This window comes from Alteromonas sp. 76-1 (genome assembly GCF_900654235.1).
Taxonomy (GTDB): Bacteria; Pseudomonadota; Gammaproteobacteria; order Enterobacterales; family Alteromonadaceae; genus Alteromonas; species Alteromonas naphthalenivorans.
Genome location: NZ_LR136958.1, coordinates 704097 through 721138 on the forward strand (window position 1 = coordinate 704097; position 17042 = coordinate 721138).

The 17042-nt window shown below is 43.6% G+C and carries 14 protein-coding genes; 12 read left to right on the top strand and 2 right to left on the bottom strand.

Annotation, left to right across the window (positions count from 1 at the left end; all coding sequences use genetic code 11):
• The first annotated feature begins 196 nt into the window (after positions 1–196).
• The 9 genes from nudF (at position 197) to ALT761_RS03025 (ending at position 13439) form a co-directional block, all read left to right on the top strand.
• Positions 197–823 carry an ADP-ribose diphosphatase gene (gene nudF / locus ALT761_RS02985; RefSeq protein ID WP_129736377.1) on the top strand — a complete coding sequence of 209 codons (627 nt, stop codon included), beginning with the start codon at positions 197–199 and terminating at the stop codon, positions 821–823.
• A gap of 41 nt (positions 824–864) precedes the next feature.
• On the top strand, positions 865–1260 hold the full coding sequence (locus ALT761_RS02990; protein WP_013785495.1) for a DUF1249 domain-containing protein: 396 nt from the start codon (positions 865–867) through the stop codon (positions 1258–1260).
• Complete coding sequence (locus ALT761_RS02995; protein WP_129736380.1) at positions 1257–2012, top strand: metallophosphoesterase; 756 nt, start codon at positions 1257–1259, stop codon at positions 2010–2012. The genes ALT761_RS02990 and ALT761_RS02995 overlap by 4 nt, the downstream gene beginning before the upstream one ends.
• Positions 2009–2593, top strand: a complete 585-nt coding sequence (locus ALT761_RS03000; protein WP_129736383.1) for a YqiA/YcfP family alpha/beta fold hydrolase — start codon at positions 2009–2011, stop codon at positions 2591–2593. Before ALT761_RS02995 ends, ALT761_RS03000 begins: the two co-directional genes overlap by 4 nt.
• Positions 2594–2807: 214 nt before the next feature.
• Entirely contained in the window at positions 2808–4703 is a 1896-nt protein-coding gene (parE, locus tag ALT761_RS03005; RefSeq protein WP_129736386.1) for a DNA topoisomerase IV subunit B, read from the top strand.
• A 451-nt stretch (positions 4704–5154) separates the two neighbouring features.
• A complete protein-coding gene (locus ALT761_RS03010) occupies positions 5155–9657 on the top strand; it encodes a chemotaxis protein CheB (RefSeq protein ID WP_129736389.1) in 4503 nt (1500 codons plus the stop codon).
• Between the two features lie 7 nt (positions 9658–9664).
• Entirely contained in the window at positions 9665–11167 is a 1503-nt protein-coding gene (locus ALT761_RS03015; RefSeq protein ID WP_129736392.1) for a GAF domain-containing protein, read from the top strand.
• A 142-nt stretch (positions 11168–11309) separates the two neighbouring features.
• On the top strand, positions 11310–11987 hold the full coding sequence (locus ALT761_RS03020) for an HAD family hydrolase (RefSeq protein WP_129736395.1): 678 nt from the start codon (positions 11310–11312) through the stop codon (positions 11985–11987).
• 102 nt (positions 11988–12089) lie between these two features.
• Positions 12090–13439, top strand: a complete 1350-nt coding sequence (locus ALT761_RS03025) for a hypothetical protein (RefSeq protein WP_232043523.1) — start codon at positions 12090–12092, stop codon at positions 13437–13439.
• A gap of 111 nt (positions 13440–13550) precedes the next feature.
• Here ALT761_RS03025 and ALT761_RS03030 read toward each other — a convergent pair whose 3' ends face one another.
• Positions 13551–13865 (bottom strand): hypothetical protein, encoded by a 315-nt coding sequence (locus tag ALT761_RS03030; protein WP_129736400.1) that lies wholly within the window; start codon positions 13863–13865, stop codon positions 13551–13553.
• Between the two features lie 164 nt (positions 13866–14029).
• On the opposite strand from ALT761_RS03030, the gene ALT761_RS03035 reads away from it, so the two are divergent.
• Positions 14030–14221, top strand: coding sequence for a hypothetical protein (locus tag ALT761_RS03035; protein ID WP_013785486.1), 192 nt, complete (start codon positions 14030–14032; stop codon positions 14219–14221).
• Between the two features lie 2 nt (positions 14222–14223).
• Here the strand turns inward: ALT761_RS03035 and epmB are convergent, their stop codons facing one another.
• Positions 14224–15249, bottom strand: a complete 1026-nt coding sequence (epmB, locus tag ALT761_RS03040; protein WP_129736403.1) for an EF-P beta-lysylation protein EpmB — start codon at positions 15247–15249, stop codon at positions 14224–14226.
• Positions 15250–15285: 36 nt separating this feature from the next.
• Between epmB and efp the strand changes: the two genes are divergently transcribed.
• Together efp and epmA are read left to right on the top strand one after the other, a co-directional pair.
• A complete protein-coding gene (gene efp, locus ALT761_RS03045; RefSeq protein ID WP_013785484.1) occupies positions 15286–15855 on the top strand; it encodes an elongation factor P in 570 nt (189 codons plus the stop codon).
• A gap of 205 nt (positions 15856–16060) precedes the next feature.
• Positions 16061–17029, top strand: coding sequence for an elongation factor P--(R)-beta-lysine ligase (epmA, locus tag ALT761_RS03050; RefSeq protein ID WP_129736406.1), 969 nt, complete (start codon positions 16061–16063; stop codon positions 17027–17029).
• Positions 17030–17042 lie beyond the last annotated feature (13 nt).

Genomic DNA, 17042 nt, shown 5'->3' on the forward strand with positions numbered 1-17042 from the left:
CAGTACAGTCGTAACAGTGTTGTTTTAACTGTAACAGAATATGTGATCGACCTCGTTCATCGGCAAGTAAACACATTTATCTTAGAAAATTCGGTGTTACTTTTTATGCTTTCGTCCGCGGTTAGGGCGCGTATACAAAAGTTGTATGTCTATGTACTATGCATGATAAATCGTTTCGAACCAAAAGTGTCTGCAAATGAGCAAGAAAATCCTTTCATTTACCTCAAACGACGTTGAAATTACCAGTGTCAAACCGGTTTATCGTGGTTTTTTCACCATGCAAGAATATCTGTTTACGCACAAATGCTTCGACGGTTCCCAAAGCGGGACAGTGAAACGAGAGCTATTTGAACGTGGACATGCTGTAGGCGTACTGCCTTACGACCCTGTTTTAAAAGAATTCGTTTTAATTGAGCAGTTTAGAATAGGGGCGTTGGCCACATCTTCAACCCCTTGGCTGATAGAAATTATCGCCGGTATGATTGACGAAGGGGAAACCGAAGTAGACGTATGTCATAGAGAGTCGATGGAAGAGGCTGGTATTGAGCTTGAAAATCTCACCAAAGCAATGAGTTATTTATCTAGCCCTGGAGGGACGACCGAACGTATTCACATCTTTATTGCAAAAACCAATGCAGAAAAAGCCCATGGCATTCATGGATTAGAAACCGAATCGGAAGATATTAAAGTTCATAGAGTGGCTGAAGCAACAGCCCTTGAATGGCTGGAAAACGGCCATATAGACAACGCTGCCGCAGTAATTGCGCTACAATGGTTCTTTATGAACAAATCCACGCTAATGGAGCAATGGAAGATATCGTGACACAACGTACCCACAGAAAATACGTCCCTCATCTACCCACAATGCAGGCATTGTGCGAGCTAAACTATGCGCACATTCTTCGTATTCTGCCAGATTGTGATACAGAGGAACTTAACTACGTATTTACCGTGGGCGACGCGCTTACGTACGAAATCAAGATTATTGAGTCTGCACGTTACACGAGTACGTTAAGCCTTAAACAAACGTCCGACGATATGCCCAGTTATTTAACGCCATCAATGACGGTGCGTTTGTACCACGATGCCCGAATGGCCGAAGTCATAAATAGCCAGAATACGGGCGCGCTACAACCCTCGTACGAATATCCTAATTTAAAAATGCGCCAACGCAATGAAAAGCAAATGGTGAATATCTTTCTTGCTGAGTGGTTAGATTTTTGCCGCAAATTGCGTCCTAAGGTAACTTCGCTAGCGTGAGTACCCTGCTGCATATTAGTGATTGCCATTTATTTGGTGATACCACTCGCCAAGGCTACGGCGCAATTAACCCTCACCTCAGCTTAAAACAAATTTTGATTGATGCTTTCAAGCACGGCGAAAATATCAGCGCGGTTATTGTTACCGGTGATATTAGCGGCGATGATTCTTTCGAAAGCTATCAGCATTTTATTGCTTTGATGGAAAACTACGCGAATACACCAGTTTATGTGATTGCGGGCAATCATGATAATAACCCTCACTTTGATACATTATCTGCTTACCATCTTGTTGCTGGTACGCCTGTTGAATTAGGCGATTGGCAAATTCACGGCCTAGACACCCGTTTTGAAGGGGCGAGAGGTCAGGTAGATACTCAAGAGCTCAAGGCTATAGGCAAGCAGGTAACTGAAAATTCTCATCGCCATCATTTACTGGCTATGCATCACCATGCCTCGCCATCAGAAAGTTGGATGGATAAACACGACTTGTCTAACGCCGATGCGTTTTTACACTGGGTAGAAGAGGGCATTGCATTAGCGGCGATCATTCATGGCCATGTACACTCCCCCCTTCGTTACACGTTAGGTACAGATAATCCTGTACCAGTGATGGGCTGCCCTGCGAGCTGTTGGCAGTGGGAAATGGCATCTGAATTTGCGTTAAGCAACGAACAGCCCGGTTATCAACTCATTAGGTTACACGACGATGGAACGTTAACCAGCGATATAAAGAGAATAAAAACAATATGAAACACGTGTTATATCTTCATGGCTTTTTAAGCTCACCAAAGTCTGTAAAAGCGCAGGCCACCAAAGCGTATTTTGAGCAGCATCATCCCGATGTAACCTTGCATATTCCCGCGCTTTCGAATTACCCGAGTCAAGTAGAAAGCCAGTTATTGGCATTGATAGAAAGTACCCCCGCGTTAATTAAAGATGGGCTGCGTGTTATTGGCAGTTCTATGGGCGGTTATTTATCTACGTTTTTAATTGAAAAATTCTCGGGCAAAGCCGTATTGATAAACCCTGCGGTAAAACCTTATGAATTACTGCAAGGTTTTATTGGTGAACATACCAACCCGTACACGGGTGAAGTGTTCCACATCGTTGAAAGCGATATTAATGTAATAGAAAAGTTAGACGCTAAAGAATTACGGCATGCACCTGCGTATAAAGTGTTATTGCAAACTGAGGACGAAACCTTAGATTATCGTTTAGCAGAAACCAAGTACGCGTCGAGCACGCTAGTCGTTGAAGAAGGCGGCGATCACAGCTTTGTTGGCTTTGAAAATCACTTGCCCGCTATTGCAGACTTTCTACTTAACGATTAGAAGCCGTTAACGACGTCGTGCTTCTCGTTGTTGCGTTGCTATTAGCAGTATTTATTTTAGCAGTATTAGCTTCATATCGTACCCACCAAGCTTGCTGACTTTCGCCTTTTCATTGCGAGGGTAGGCAAGCCTTGGTAACATCAAATTATCTTGCGTTGCAGTTGTCTTCTGCGTACGTTAACCCTTGTTGCTGGCTTAAATAATAACCATAACTATGTCAAATCAATATAACTCTGATGCAATTGAAGTCTTAAACGGTCTCGACCCGGTTAAGCGCCGCCCAGGCATGTATACCGATACCACTCGTCCCAACCATTTGGGCCAAGAGGTTATCGATAACAGTGTGGATGAAGCCTTAGCAGGTCATGCATCCAACATTAAAGTTATCTTGCATGAAGACCAATCTCTTGAAGTCATTGATGATGGCCGTGGTATGCCGGTGGATATCCACCCGGAAGAGAAAATCTCTGGTGTAGAACTTATTTTAAGTAAGCTACATGCTGGGGGAAAATTCTCCAACAAAAACTATGCGTTTTCTGGGGGATTGCACGGGGTGGGCATTTCAGTGGTAAACGCTCTCTCTACACGGGTAGAAGTGACTATTCGACGCGACAGTAACGTGTATCAAATTGCCTTTGCCAATGGCGATAAAATTGAAGAACTCGCGGTAATAGATACGTGCGGTAAACGCAATACTGGTACACGGGTACATTTTTGGCCCGACCCGCAATACTTCGATTCAGCTAAATTCTCAGCCAGCCGGCTTATTCATAATCTTCGTGCAAAAGCCGTACTAAGCCCAGGCTTACGTATTCGTTTTGACAATAAAATCGCCAAAGATTCACAAGAATGGTACTACGAAGATGGTTTGCAGGATTACTTATATCAAGCGGTGCAAGAATACGAAACACTTCCTACCGATGTACCTTTTGTAGGTAGCTTCAAAGGTAACACCGAAGGCGCTGATTGGGCGGTAATGTGGCTACCTGAAGGCGGTGAATTAACCACAGAAAGTTATGTTAACCTTATCCCTACTGCCCAAGGCGGTACCCATGTAAATGGTATGCGCCAAGGCTTGTTAGAGTCTATGCGTGAGTTTTGTGAATTTAGAAACTTAATGCCTCGTGGGGTGAAGCTGTCACCGGATGATATCTGGGACCGATGTGCTTATATTTTGTCCACCAAAATGCAAGACCCACAATTTGCAGGGCAAACCAAAGAGCGCTTGTCGTCACGCCAAGCCTCTGCTTTTGTCTCTGGCGTGGTAAAAGACGCGTTTAGCTTGTGGTTAAACCAACATACCGAAGTGGCCGAAGCCTTGGCAGATATGTGTATCAACAATGCACAGCGCCGTTTACGTCAAAACAAAAAAGTGGCGCGTAAAAAGGTCACCCAAGGGCCAGCACTGCCAGGTAAATTAACCGATTGTTCGTCTCAAGACATTTCCTACTCTGAGCTTTTTTTAGTGGAAGGGGATTCGGCAGGTGGTTCTGCTAAGCAAGCTAGAGACCGAGAATTTCAAGCGATTATGCCGCTTCGCGGTAAAATCCTAAATAGCTGGGAAGTAGACTCTTCTCAGGTATTAGCATCACAAGAAATTCACGATATATCAGTAGCGTTAGGTATCGACCCAGATTCTACTGATTTGTCAGGCTTACGGTACGGTAAAATTTGTATATTGGCTGATGCCGACTCTGACGGATTACACATAGCTACCTTGCTATGTGCATTGTTTGTGAAGCACTTTAGAACGCTAGTAGACCAAGGCCATGTTTATGTGGCCATGCCACCTTTATTTCGTATCGATGTGGGCAAAGAAGTTTTCTATGCGCTGGATGAAGGCGAGAAAAAAGGCATATTGGATCGTATAGAAGCCGAGAAAAAACGCGGTAAAGTAAACGTTCAGCGCTTTAAGGGGCTAGGTGAAATGAACCCGTTGCAGCTTCGTGAAACTACCATGGATCCCAATACCCGTCGGTTAGTTCAACTCACTATAGAAGACTCGGCAGAAATGCTGGAGTTGATGGACATGCTGTTAGCCAAAAAACGTTCTGGCGACAGAAAAGTATGGCTTGAAAGCAAAGGAAATATGGCGGAAGTCGGAGTTTAACCTCTGCTCGCCTGTTAGCCATATCGGTATCGATATGGCTAACACCCTGTTTAATACACTGCCTAGTTTGCTTTTCAATTTACTTATCGAATTACCTATCAAATCATGTCGTCATTCAATAAAGGCATGTAATCATCGCCTATAAACCTACTTTACTGATATTATTGCCAGTCGCGAACCCGTATTTTAGCTTATAGATAAATACTGATAAATTAGTCATCTAATACCAGTGAGTTACCCTAATTTTTTCGTTGTTTTTCAGCATCAACATGGGGAATATTGAACCTTTTAGGCGCATAACACGTTTTATTTAACGTAATAATATTAGACTTTAGTATACTTATGAAGTGCTGATTACTGGTATAGTAAGCATATTAGATGCGGTGAAGATGCCGCAAATACTGAATGTTCGCATTGGCATTCAGTTAACTCAAATGGAGCTAAATGTAGTATGGAATCTTTACCGTCATCGCGGGTGACTAAACCTGAGATAGCTCCTTTTATTGTTGGCGTTGGCTCTTCAGCGGGTGGAATAGAAGCGTTAATTAACCTGGTAAGCGAATTACCAAAAGCCATTAATGCGTCTTTTATTATTGCTCAGCATTTATCTCCTACTCATAAAAGCCAAATGACGGAAATATTGGCGCGAGAAACGGAATACCCTGTCATTGAGGCTACACCGCATTGCAAAATTAAAGCGAACACCATTTATGTAGGCCCACCGGGTTACCACCTCAAATATAAAGAGGGGTATTTACACCTCGATAAATCACCAGATGAACTATCGCCTAAGCCCTCTGTTAATCTCTTGTTCGAATCGTTAGCCGATGAAATTGGCGATCATGCGATTGGCGTTGTCTTATCGGGTACTGGCGGTGATGGTGCCAGAGGGCTTAAGGCTATTAAAGGCGTCGGCGGGTTTGCTTTTGTACAAGACCCTGCATCAGCAAAATATGATGGCATGCCCAAAGCGGCTCTTGATAATGTGGCTGTGGACTCAATTCTTGAACCCCAAGAAATGGGGCAAGAAATTGCACATATTACGCAAAACATTGCCCGTAATTTTTTAGCGGTGCAAGAAGATAGCCGAAGTGAGCTGATGAGCGAACTGTACGGGAAAATAAGGGTTGCGACTAAAATTGACTTCAGTTTCTATAAACAGTCGACCTTATTGCGCAGAGTGAATCGCCGTTTAATTGCCACACAAACTGAAGATTTGCCGTCTTATCTGGCTTATTTAGATAATAACGCCGATGAAGTTATTGCGTTGTCAAAAGAGCTTTTAATTTCAGTTACAGACTTCTTCAGAGACAGCACTGCATTTAAGGCTATCAAAACACACATTGAAAGCATTGTAGAAAATAAAAATAGCGGCGACGCTATTCGATTATGGGTCGCAGGATGTGCTACAGGTGAAGAGGCATATTCATTAGCCATCTTGTTTCTTGAAGCCATTGAAAAACAGGGTATTGATGCCAACTTGCAGGTATTTGCGACTGATATCGACGAACATGCACTCTCAGTTGCTCGTAAAGGTGCCTATTCTGTTCAAGCTATTGCAAGCCTTTCATCGGATTTAACCGATAAATACTTTCGATATGCAGACAATGCGTATTACCCGCAAAAATTGCTGCGCGATGTAATTACTTTTTCGCGTCAGGATATCACGCGGGATCCGCCGTTCTTACACCTTGATATGGTGTCGTTTAGAAATGTACTTATCTACTTTAACAGCGATTTGCAGCAGCGGGTTCTATCACTGTTTCGTTATTCGTTAACCAAAGAAGGTATTCTCTTTTTAGGTAAGTCTGAATCGATTGGCTCGACAGAAGATATGTTTGTTGCCCTTGATAGGCGCAGTAGAATTTTTAAAGTGAGCGAGGCATCTAAGCCTCCTGCACTGCCGAAAATGTTAAAAAGCCATGTAGATATCACCAAAACGAAAACGGCTATCACTAATAGCTACGAAAATATCTTTACCCGTTCGGTGCTGAATAGTTTTGGCCCAAGTTTACTAATAAGCGAGAGATTTGCCATCTTGCACTCTCATGGCAACTTACAGCGCTTTATTACCTTTCCATCTGGGGTGCCCGACCTTAACTTATCGAAACTGATTGCTGCGCCTTTTGCCGCAGACTTAATTTCTTGCGTTAATAAGGCAAGTCGTACTGGTGAAATAGCGACAAGCCGCGCGAAGCGACTAGGTGACGATGACAGTCAATTATGGAAATTACGGGTACTGCCGCTAGAGAACCAAAATCCTCAACACTACTTGGTTAATTTTTACGAAGACGAGGCCATCATTGATGCTGAGCCTAAAGACGCGGTGGCAACCAATGAAGCTGATGTTGCTGAGCTGATTGCGGCCCGAGAGCAACTACAGACACTTACCGAAGAAATGGCTGCCTCTGCAGAAGAAATGCAGGCACTAAATGAAGAAGTGCAGGCCGCTAATGAAGAGCTACAAGCGAATAACGAAGAACTGGAAGCTACCAACGAGGAGCTTCAGGCTACCAATGAAGAACTGATTAGCGTTAACGAAGAAAGCATGCGTAAGTCTGCTGATTTAGGTGCGATAAACAGTGAGTTGATGAGCGTTTACAACACGTTAGATTTTCCAATCTTGGTCTTTGATACCGATACCTGCTTAAGTCGAACCAATGACGCAGCCAATCGACGTTTTCATTTAAATAATGGCTCGTTTAAAAAGCCGATGTACTCGCTTAATTTCCCCGACTATTTTGAAGACATTGAAAAGCGCTTAAGTAAAACCCTGCGTAATGGGGTAAACACGAGCATGGTGATCAAGCCATCAAGCCAAGAAACTTACAATGTATTCATTACGCCAATTCTAAACAGTCGAGAGCGCATCACTGGGGCTATTCTAGTTATTATTGATAACTCAGAATTGGTCATTGCCCACGAACGAATTGAAAAAAGCCAAGAGCAGCTTTTATCTATTATGAATAACTCGTTGGCGTTAATTGCACTTAAAGATAATGCGGGTCGATATGAGTTTGTGAACGCTCGGTTTGAAGAAGTCTTTGGCGTAACCGCGCAAGATGTGATTGGCAAAACTGATCTTCAAATTTTTGAGCGTGATACTGCCCGTCAGTTCCGTGAAAAAGACTTAGACACAATGCGTACTTTGTCACCGGTAGAAACCCTTGATGAGTTCACCTTGCGGGCCGGTAAAGTTATTATCAAAAGTGTGCGATTCCCTATTTTTGATGCCGAAGGCACCATAAAGTCAATTTGTACCCAAGCAACAGATATTTCAAAAGAGCTTCATGCCAATGAACAATTGCGTTTAGCTGGCAAGATATTTGAGCGTACCAGTGAAGCTATTCTTGTTACTGATGCCAATCAGCGCATTCTTACCACTAACGAGACATTTGCTGAATTAACAGGCTTTTCTCAGCAAGAGTTGATTGGCAAAAAACCAGACCTGTTAGAGTCGGGTGAGCATTCAAAAGACTTTTTTGCAGCAATGGATGCGTCGTTGACAGAGAGAGGGTTTTGGCAAGGCGAAGTCATTAACAAAGTGAAAGATGGTAGTCATGTGAAAATGTGGCTTTCATATAATGCGGTAAAAGACGCAAATGGCGACATTGTTAATTATGTTGCGGCCTACAGCAATATTGATGAGATAAAAAATATGCAGCGCCGCATTGAATATCTTGCTACCCATGATGAGCTGACAGGGCTACCCAATAGAACCGTGTTACTTGAACGCCTTGAACTCATGATTAGTGGGGCGAAGCGCAGCAAGCAATTATGCGGTGTACTCTTTGTTGACTTAGATAACTTTAAGCCGGTTAACGACAACTTAGGTCATAAGGTGGGTGACTTGCTCCTAAAACAGGTTACTAAGCGACTACAACAATGTATACGCGACACAGATATGTTGGCGAGAATTGGCGGTGATGAATTTGTAGCCTTAATATCGGCCTCTCACATTGACGAAATTGATGATATTGCAAAGCGTATCATTAGTCAGGTTCAAAACGAGTTTGATGTATCTACCCATTCTATTTCGGTTTCTGCGAGCATCGGTATTGCCGTTTACCCTGCAGATGGGATCAGCTCAGAAATACTCTTGCAGCACGCAGATGAAGCCATGTATTTAGCGAAATCTTCTGGTCGCAATCAATATCAGTACTTTACCGCGAAGATGAAAGAGCAGGCATTAGCCCGTTTAGAAGTCGAAAAACAGCTTAAAGTAGCATTAGATGGTAAACAGTTTTCAATGGTGTACCAACCTCAGTTTGAGTCTACGTCGAACGCCATAGTTGGCGCCGAGGCACTACTGCGTTATAAAAATAGCGACGGTGAAGTACTTAACGCTGAGACATTTATTAATATTGCCGAGCGCGGAAAACTGATTGAAGCAATCGGCTTTCATGCGGTTGAGTTGGTTGCGCGAGAAATTGCTCAATATATTCAGTTTGGGAACGAACTGCCTGCTATAGCCGTTAATCTATCTGGTGCACAGTTGCTTACATCTGATTTTATTAAAAACTTTGTGGCAGTATTAGAGCGTTATGAACTTACCCCGGGTCTATTTAAATTCGAAGTATCTGAAAAAGATATTGAAAGTGGTGAAGAGCGAATTTACCATCGGCTGAAAACATTGGCTACGATGGGCAGCGTGATTAGCATTGATGACTATGGCCTGTACAACAGTGCAATATCACAGCTTCAACAAAGCGGAGCGAGTGAAATTAAGCTATCCAGCCGATTATTGGCCGATGTTAGCGATAGCAATAATTCAAACAAACTTATTCAAGCTTTAGTTAATGCAGGAAAAGCACTAGGCCTTAAAATCATCGCAGATAAAGTTGAAACTCAGCAGCAACTCGATTACTTACGGGATATCGGGTGCGATGTAGTACAGGGGCTTGTTCTTTCGCCTATGCTTACATGCGCAGAGCTTAATAAACAAATTAGTTAATGAGATTATGAACCCTGATACGACAACCCGTAATAAACACAATGCTGAGATGGACGCCTTGGTTGAGAATTGTGAAAAAGAGGCTTTGCATTTAAGTGGCAAGGTTCAGCAGTTTGGCGGTGCGTTCTTTATCGATAGTGAATCTTTGCAGGTCACTGCCGCTAGCAGTAATTTGGCCAGTCTTATTCACCTATCGCCCTCTGAACTGGTGGGCTGCCCAGTAAAGTCACTCGATTGGTTGCCGTTAAGTTTACTTTATAATTTAGGCTCAAAGACTGGCGATAGGGCCTATGCTTTTAACGAGCCGTTTAATGATAAGGTATTGAATTTCAGAAGCCATCGCAGTGAAGAAGGTATTCTGATTGAGATTGAATCAAGCATAACGAATGTCTCTCAGCGTCAATATCTACAATTACGATCTTCAATACTTCCAACTATTGAACAGCACTGGGAAGATGAAGATTTCTGGAAGCAACTTATCTCAACACTTGATGAGTTTTTACCCTGTGAACGTATATTGCTTTATCGCTTTAATGAACTTTGGAGCGGCGAAGTAGTGGCTGAAAAGGTGATTGAAGGGGCGCCAAAGTACCTTGGATTAAAATTTCCAGCATCGGACATACCTGCTATTGCCCGCCAAATGTATTTTGAAAATCCTTCGCGATATATTGCCAGCAGTGCCTTACCGCCCGCTGACTTTTTGAATCAAGCGGAGCAACCGCTAAACCTAACGTATTCAGATTTACGCAGTGTGTCGCCTATTCATGCCAAATACATGCAAAACATGGGCGTGGCTACGTCATTTTCTATTCCCATCATTCAAACCGGTAAATTGTGGGGCTTAGTGTCGTGTCACAATAGCACCGAATCGCACATAGATGCGCAATTGCGCCATCAAGCGGAAATGCTGGTGAAGTATTTCTCTATGGTGTATTCCACGCACAAATCGAAAAAGCGCCTGCAATTGCTCACGTCATTGGATGAGAAAGTTGGGGTAATTACGCATAAGCTTCGCTTAAAAGATGCCGAAGCAACTCAAGCGTTTTTAGAAGACGTAAAACGAGATTTCACCGCGTGCGGGGCTGCCATTTTTATAAATGGGAAGTGGTATATTAGTGATGATAATGGCTGTGACATTGGTCAACTAAAACGTATCGATAAAGCCTTTCAGTCGGACACGTCTGATGTCATCCTGCACACCCAAGATATTCGTCAGTATGCTGGGTTAGAGGCATTAGACTCAGAAAATGTCAGAGGCGTGATGCTAATTCGTATGAACTATGAATTAGCCCGAGCGAGATTGTATATCTTTCGACAGCCCGAAGCGCAGATAACCTATTGGGCCGGCAAGCCGGAAAAAGAGGTAGACGAACAAGGCATGCTTTCGCCCCGAGCGTCTTTTGAGCGGTGGAGCGAAGTTGATGGTGAGCAAAGCTTACCGTGGACTAAACGAGATATTTTGTTTTCCAAAAAGCTGCGGGCATCGTTAATTCGAACGCTAACACGATAGGTATTTAGTCTGACAGTCTATCTAGAACCTCCTGATTGGAGGTTCTTTTTTTCAAGTACAGTTACCACTGCATGTTTTAACAATCATTCACGCAAGTAGTTGGAAAATCGTTTTAACATTTATTCATATTCGAGGTGAACCGATGGCAAATTCTTCCGTTTTAAATAACACTACCACGCTATTGTTTGATCACGATGGAACCTTGATTAATTCAGAGCGCGTCCACTTTACACTGTGGCGAGAAATAGTGGCCAGTTATGGTGCAGAGTTAACAGATGAGTTTTACTGCAAGGTAATGGCGGGTATACCCGTGAAACAAAATGCGAAAGATGTTGTTGAGCATTTTTCATTAGACGTAGAACCTGAGCAGCTGGCCAAAAAGAAACACGACAAAGTTGAAGCGTATCTTTCACAGCAAGCTTTTCCACTTATGCCGCACGCTGCTGAAACCATAAAGGCGTGCGCAGATGCAGGGTTCACCATAGGGATAGTGACGGGGGGGAGTACATTATCCGTTGAAAAAACGCTGACTAATTATGGCCTAGCGCAATACATTTCATGTGTGGTGGCGGTAGAAGATGTCACTTACAGTAAGCCTGCCCCCGATTGCTACCAGCTAGCCATGGAGAAGCTGGGCGTATCGCCTGGCGAGTGTATTGCCATAGAAGATACGTATACTGGCATGCAATCAGCGTTGTCGGCTGAGTTAGCGTGTGTGGTGATCCCTACTACGCAATCGGCTACCCACGATTTCACCCAGGCCACCTCCCGTTACGAAAGCTTACAATTATGGGTGGAACAAGAGATCACAGGTCGCTAGTCATAAACACTAGATTTAGCTACTATTTCTACTCTTCACAACGTAGCGTTTAGGTAAGGTCTTGGTGGTATGTATGCATGGTGTTTGGGAAGTGATTAAATCATGATAAGAATGGCCCGTTGGATTCTTGGTGTTTTCGTTGTTTTATTCGTGGTGACCTTTGTCGTATTGATTGGGGTAAGCGTAGCTGTGGTTCAGCGTTCGCCGTTGGTGGTGTCTAGTGCACCAAACCAATTAGATGGCGCAGATAGCGTTAACGACTTGCTGTCTCAGTTACAAAATGCGTTCACTCAGCGAAGTTCTAACCACGTTATTCATTTAACCGAAACCCAAATAGAAAGCTTAGTGGGCGTATTGCAGCGGGCCGTGCCTAATTTTAGTGGCGTCGTGAACGTAACAGAAGTGGGCAGTACGATTACCTTTACCTTTTCACCCAGCAGTGTTGATTTATATTTCAATGTATCAGCGTTAATTTTACCCGGCGATAGCCTGCAAATTGATTATATTAGTGTGGGAGACTTGTCTTTGTCTGGGCCTCTCATGCTCTCGTTTGCTGAAAAGGGTATAAATTATTGGACTAAGTCCGAGATTGCCACTATTGCACTGACCCGTGTTGAAAAAGTGACGATGCGCCGCGGTGAAGTGTCCTTACATACTGCGCCACTGGCCTCTTTATTAGAAGAGCTTACCGTGGTGTCTAACAATATGGGCGTTCAAGAAGAAACAGAGCTTCAAACCCTTGCTGCTTATTATTTGCGTTACATCTCAGGGCGAGATTTAGCGCTATCAAAGCAACCAGTGCCTCTTATTGAGTACTTACGAGAAGGCATGGCTCGCGCAAGAGAGCAAAGCCATTCTCCCCACGAGGCAGCGCTACATAATAAAGCGGTGATATTGGCCCTTGCTGCGTATGTGGGGCACTATCGTATTGGTAGCCTAGTGGGCGATTTACAGCCCGACCCAACAAAAGCATTAAAGCCCCGAGCCCCGGCTATTTTATTAGCGCGTAACGACTTAGCCCGCCATTTTATTATTTCCGCTGCCCTTGAGTTACTTGCCGAGCAGGATATGTCGTGGGCAATTGGTGAATTTAAAGAGTTAATGGACAGAGGAGCAGGTGGTTCAGGCTACAGCTTTGTTGATTTAGGTGCTGATATGTCGGGCTCACAATTTGCCCGAGTGGCGACCATGCCTGAGCATGCCGAAAGTACACAAAATGCTGTGGCACGAATTCAATCTGATAACGATATTGTTCCAGCGATTAAAGCCTTCCCTGAAGGCTTAAGTAAGCAAGCATTTACCGAAAAGTATGGGCGTGTAGACAGTGAAGCTTATTTGAATGAAGTGGCTGAGATTAAACGCCTTATCAAACAAGTGCCCATGTATCAAAAGGCGCATGCTGAGGGGAATTTAATAAATCAAATTGAAGCGGGTGATGTCGGGGAGCACTAATAGCGTGCGCTAGCACTTTGAGCCTAAATCTAGCAAGCCATGCTACCTAAATCGAGTTAAGGTAGCATGGAAATTTATAGGTTAATGGTATTTGTAGGTTAAAAAGCGCGACTATTTACCTGCCAGTGACTGCTGAAATTGAGAGACGGTAGTGAGTGCCAATTCAATCTTTTTAATCAAAGAAGGTAGCGCTGCCTTCGCTTCTTCTTCTGTCATGTCTTTAAGCGCTTGCCAATCTAATGCAATTTCCTCTACATATGGGCCGAAGCGTTTTGCTTGTGTAGTGAACGGGCTATCTTCTGCAAATATGGCGGCAAACTTACCTTGACTGTCTTTTTGCAAACGATCCAATGCCTGATCTGCATCCACCGCCTTACGGTAAAGGGCCTGGATAGTATCTTGTAGTTGTTGGTGAATAGCTTGCATATCTTTTCCTGTAAAAGAAGCCCCATAAAAGACGTCTCACAAAAGTCGCCTGAAAAAAGCAGTGTAAAATTAGATTAAAGTTTCAGCATGTCGAGCCGATAACCTCGAAGGTGGGCAATTTTGCCTATTTTTTTACTTTGCTTCAAGCAACAAAGGAAAACGGTATGGATCTACAAGGTGCTAGTGCCTCTGGAACGTCCGGTGCGTCACTTGAACTCGCTTCACTTAAGTTGGCCAAGGGTCAACAAGAGCAAGAAGGAAAAGCGGCGCTTCAGCTATTAGAAAATTCAGCTGACGTACCAAAATCAACATCTTCTAATCCAGCTGTAGGCGCAAATATAGATACTTTCGCTTAAGGTTAGGGATGTAAATGTAAGTCGATGGGCGTTTTGCCAGGCTGAGCGCCTATCTCTCTAACGAGTTTAGGCACAAGGAAACCTGGTAGGCGCTTTATCGCTTCTTGCATAATCTGTCTTGCCATGTCGTCACTAACATAAAAGTGACTTGCCCCTTCTACTTTATCAAGTACATGTAAATAGTAGGGCAGAACCCCTGCATCAAATAACCGCTCACTTAATTCACACAGTGCATCCGCTGAGTCATTTACATCTTTTAGCAACACCGATTGGTTTAACAAGGTAACCCCGTGAGTGCGCAATTTTTCTAAGCGGCTCTTAAGCGCTGGTGATACTTCATTTGAATGATTAACATGCAATACGAGTATTTTTTGAATAGGCAGCTGAGTAAACCAGTCAAAAAAAGCATTGTCGAGGCGTTCGGGTAGTACAACCGGTAAACGGGTATGAATACGAAGTCGTTTAATATGCGGTATTGTGGCGATTTCTTTTGCTAATGCGGCCAGGTGATCATCTTTTGCCATTAGCGGATCGCCGCCTGAAAAAATCACTTCGTTAATGGCAGGGTTGCCAGCAATGTAATCTAATGCCTCTTGCCACTGGGCTTTATTCACCGCGTTATCGGCATATGGAAAGTGTCTGCGAAAACAATAACGGCAATTAACCGCACACCCGGTACGTACCATTAATAATACGCGAGAGTCGTACTTATGTAGCAAACCTTTACCAGCAGTTTCGTGTTCTTCTAATGGGTCTTTCGTGTAACCCGGTTCAATACTAAACTCTTGTTTAAGTGGCATCACTTGCAAAAAAAGCGGGTCGTTGGGGTTTCCTTTTTCCATTAACGAGGCAAAGTGCCGAGGAACACGCATAGGAAAAAGGCGTCGTGCTTTACTGTCTTGTTCGTAGTCTTTGCTGGGTAAATCTAAAAAAGACAACAGCTTTTCAGGGCTGGTAAAGCTATTAGCTAATTCTTTTTGCCAGTTATGCTCTACAGAAATCGCTTTTTTAGGTATTATTTGTTCCACGAAATTTTTTGTACCTTATGTTTAGACAGAGGAATTATGGCTAATTACAGCACTAACGAGTTCAAAGCCGGCCTGAAAATCATGCTGGACGGTGAACCTTGTAACATTTTAGAAAACGAATACGTGAAGCCGGGCAAGGGTCAGGCATTTAACCGCGTTAAAATTCGTAAACTTATTTCAGGTAAAGTTTTAGAAAAAACTTTCCGCTCTGGTGAGTCAGTAGAAGGCGCAGATGTTTTAGACACTGAACTTGCTTACTTGTACACCGACGGCGAATTCTACCACTTTATGAACAACGAAACATTCGAACAAATCGCGGCTGACGAAAAAGCAGTAGGCGATAGTGTTAAGTGGTTGGTAGAAAACGATGTGTGCGTTATTACCTTGTGGAACGGTACGCCAATTACAGTAACACCACCCAACTTCGTTGAACTAGAAATTACTGAAACTGACCCAGGCCTTAAAGGCGATACAGCGGGTACAGGTGGTAAGCCAGCTACACTAACAACGGGCGCAGTAGTGCGTGTTCCTTTGTTTGTGCAAACCGGTGAAGTGATTAAAGTAGATACTCGCTCTGGTGAGTATGCGTCTCGCGCGCAAAAGTAAGTAACAAAAGTAAGTAAGAAAAGTAAGTAAGAAATAAGAAACAGCTGCAGTTAGCCGATGCCGTATTTGGCATCGGTAACTCGCTTATCGATACGCATTTTACCCTATGCGTTATTCGCCAAATAAAGCTTACCAATCGATAATCCCCGAAGCTGTTTATCGTATTTGTCATCATCCTTATCAATAATCAAAGACACCTCTGTTCATGAACGACTGGCAACCAACCTCATCGCATGATTCTCGAATTGCACGAGCTAATTTACTGCGTAGCATTAGGCACTTTTTCTATACCCGAGATGTGCTAGAAGTAGAAACACCATTGTTGTCCAGCGGCACGGTAACCGATGAACATCTTGATGCATTCCTTACCGCGTTCAATCATTCGCAGGGTGGCGCACCGGTAGACCTTTATCTACAAACGTCTCCTGAATTTGCTATGAAACGCCTGTTGTGCGACCAAAGTGGTGCTATTTATCAAATCTGCAAAGCATTTCGACATGAAGGGGAAGGGCGTTGGCATAACCCTGAATTCACCATGCTGGAATGGTATCGACCGGGGTTCAATCATCACGCCCTTATGCAGGAAGTTGATGCGTTATTAATAGAAACCCTAGGCACAGATGCTGGCGAGATAATCAGTTATCAAGATGTGTTCAAATTTCGTTTGGGCATAGACCCGCTCACCGCTACTGATGAGATGCTTTTGGCTAAAATGGCTGACTGCAACATTGATATATCAAGCCCTGAACAACTTGATAAAGACAGTAAGCTACAATTGCTTTTTGCAATGGAGATTGAGCCCGTTATTGGTCAAGAGCGGCCGTGTTTTGTGTTTGGTTTTCCTGCTTCACAAGCATCGCTTGCCCGTATTAATACACAAGACTCACGTACTGCCGACAGGTTTGAAGTGTATTTTAAAGGGGCAGAGTTAGCGAACGGATTTCATGAACTCAGCGATGCTTCAGAACAACAGCTACGTTTCGAGCAAGACAATGAGAAGCGTCGTAAAAATGGCCAGGTTGAAAAGCCTATTGATACGCGATTTTTGTCAGCACTGAAAAGCGGCTTGCCACAGTGCGCAGGGGTAGCGCTAGGTATAGATCGGTTGTTAATGCTTAAAATAGGGGCGTCGCATATTCAAGAGGTGCTTAACTTTCCAGTGAGTAGAGCCTAGGTTCTTACTTTGC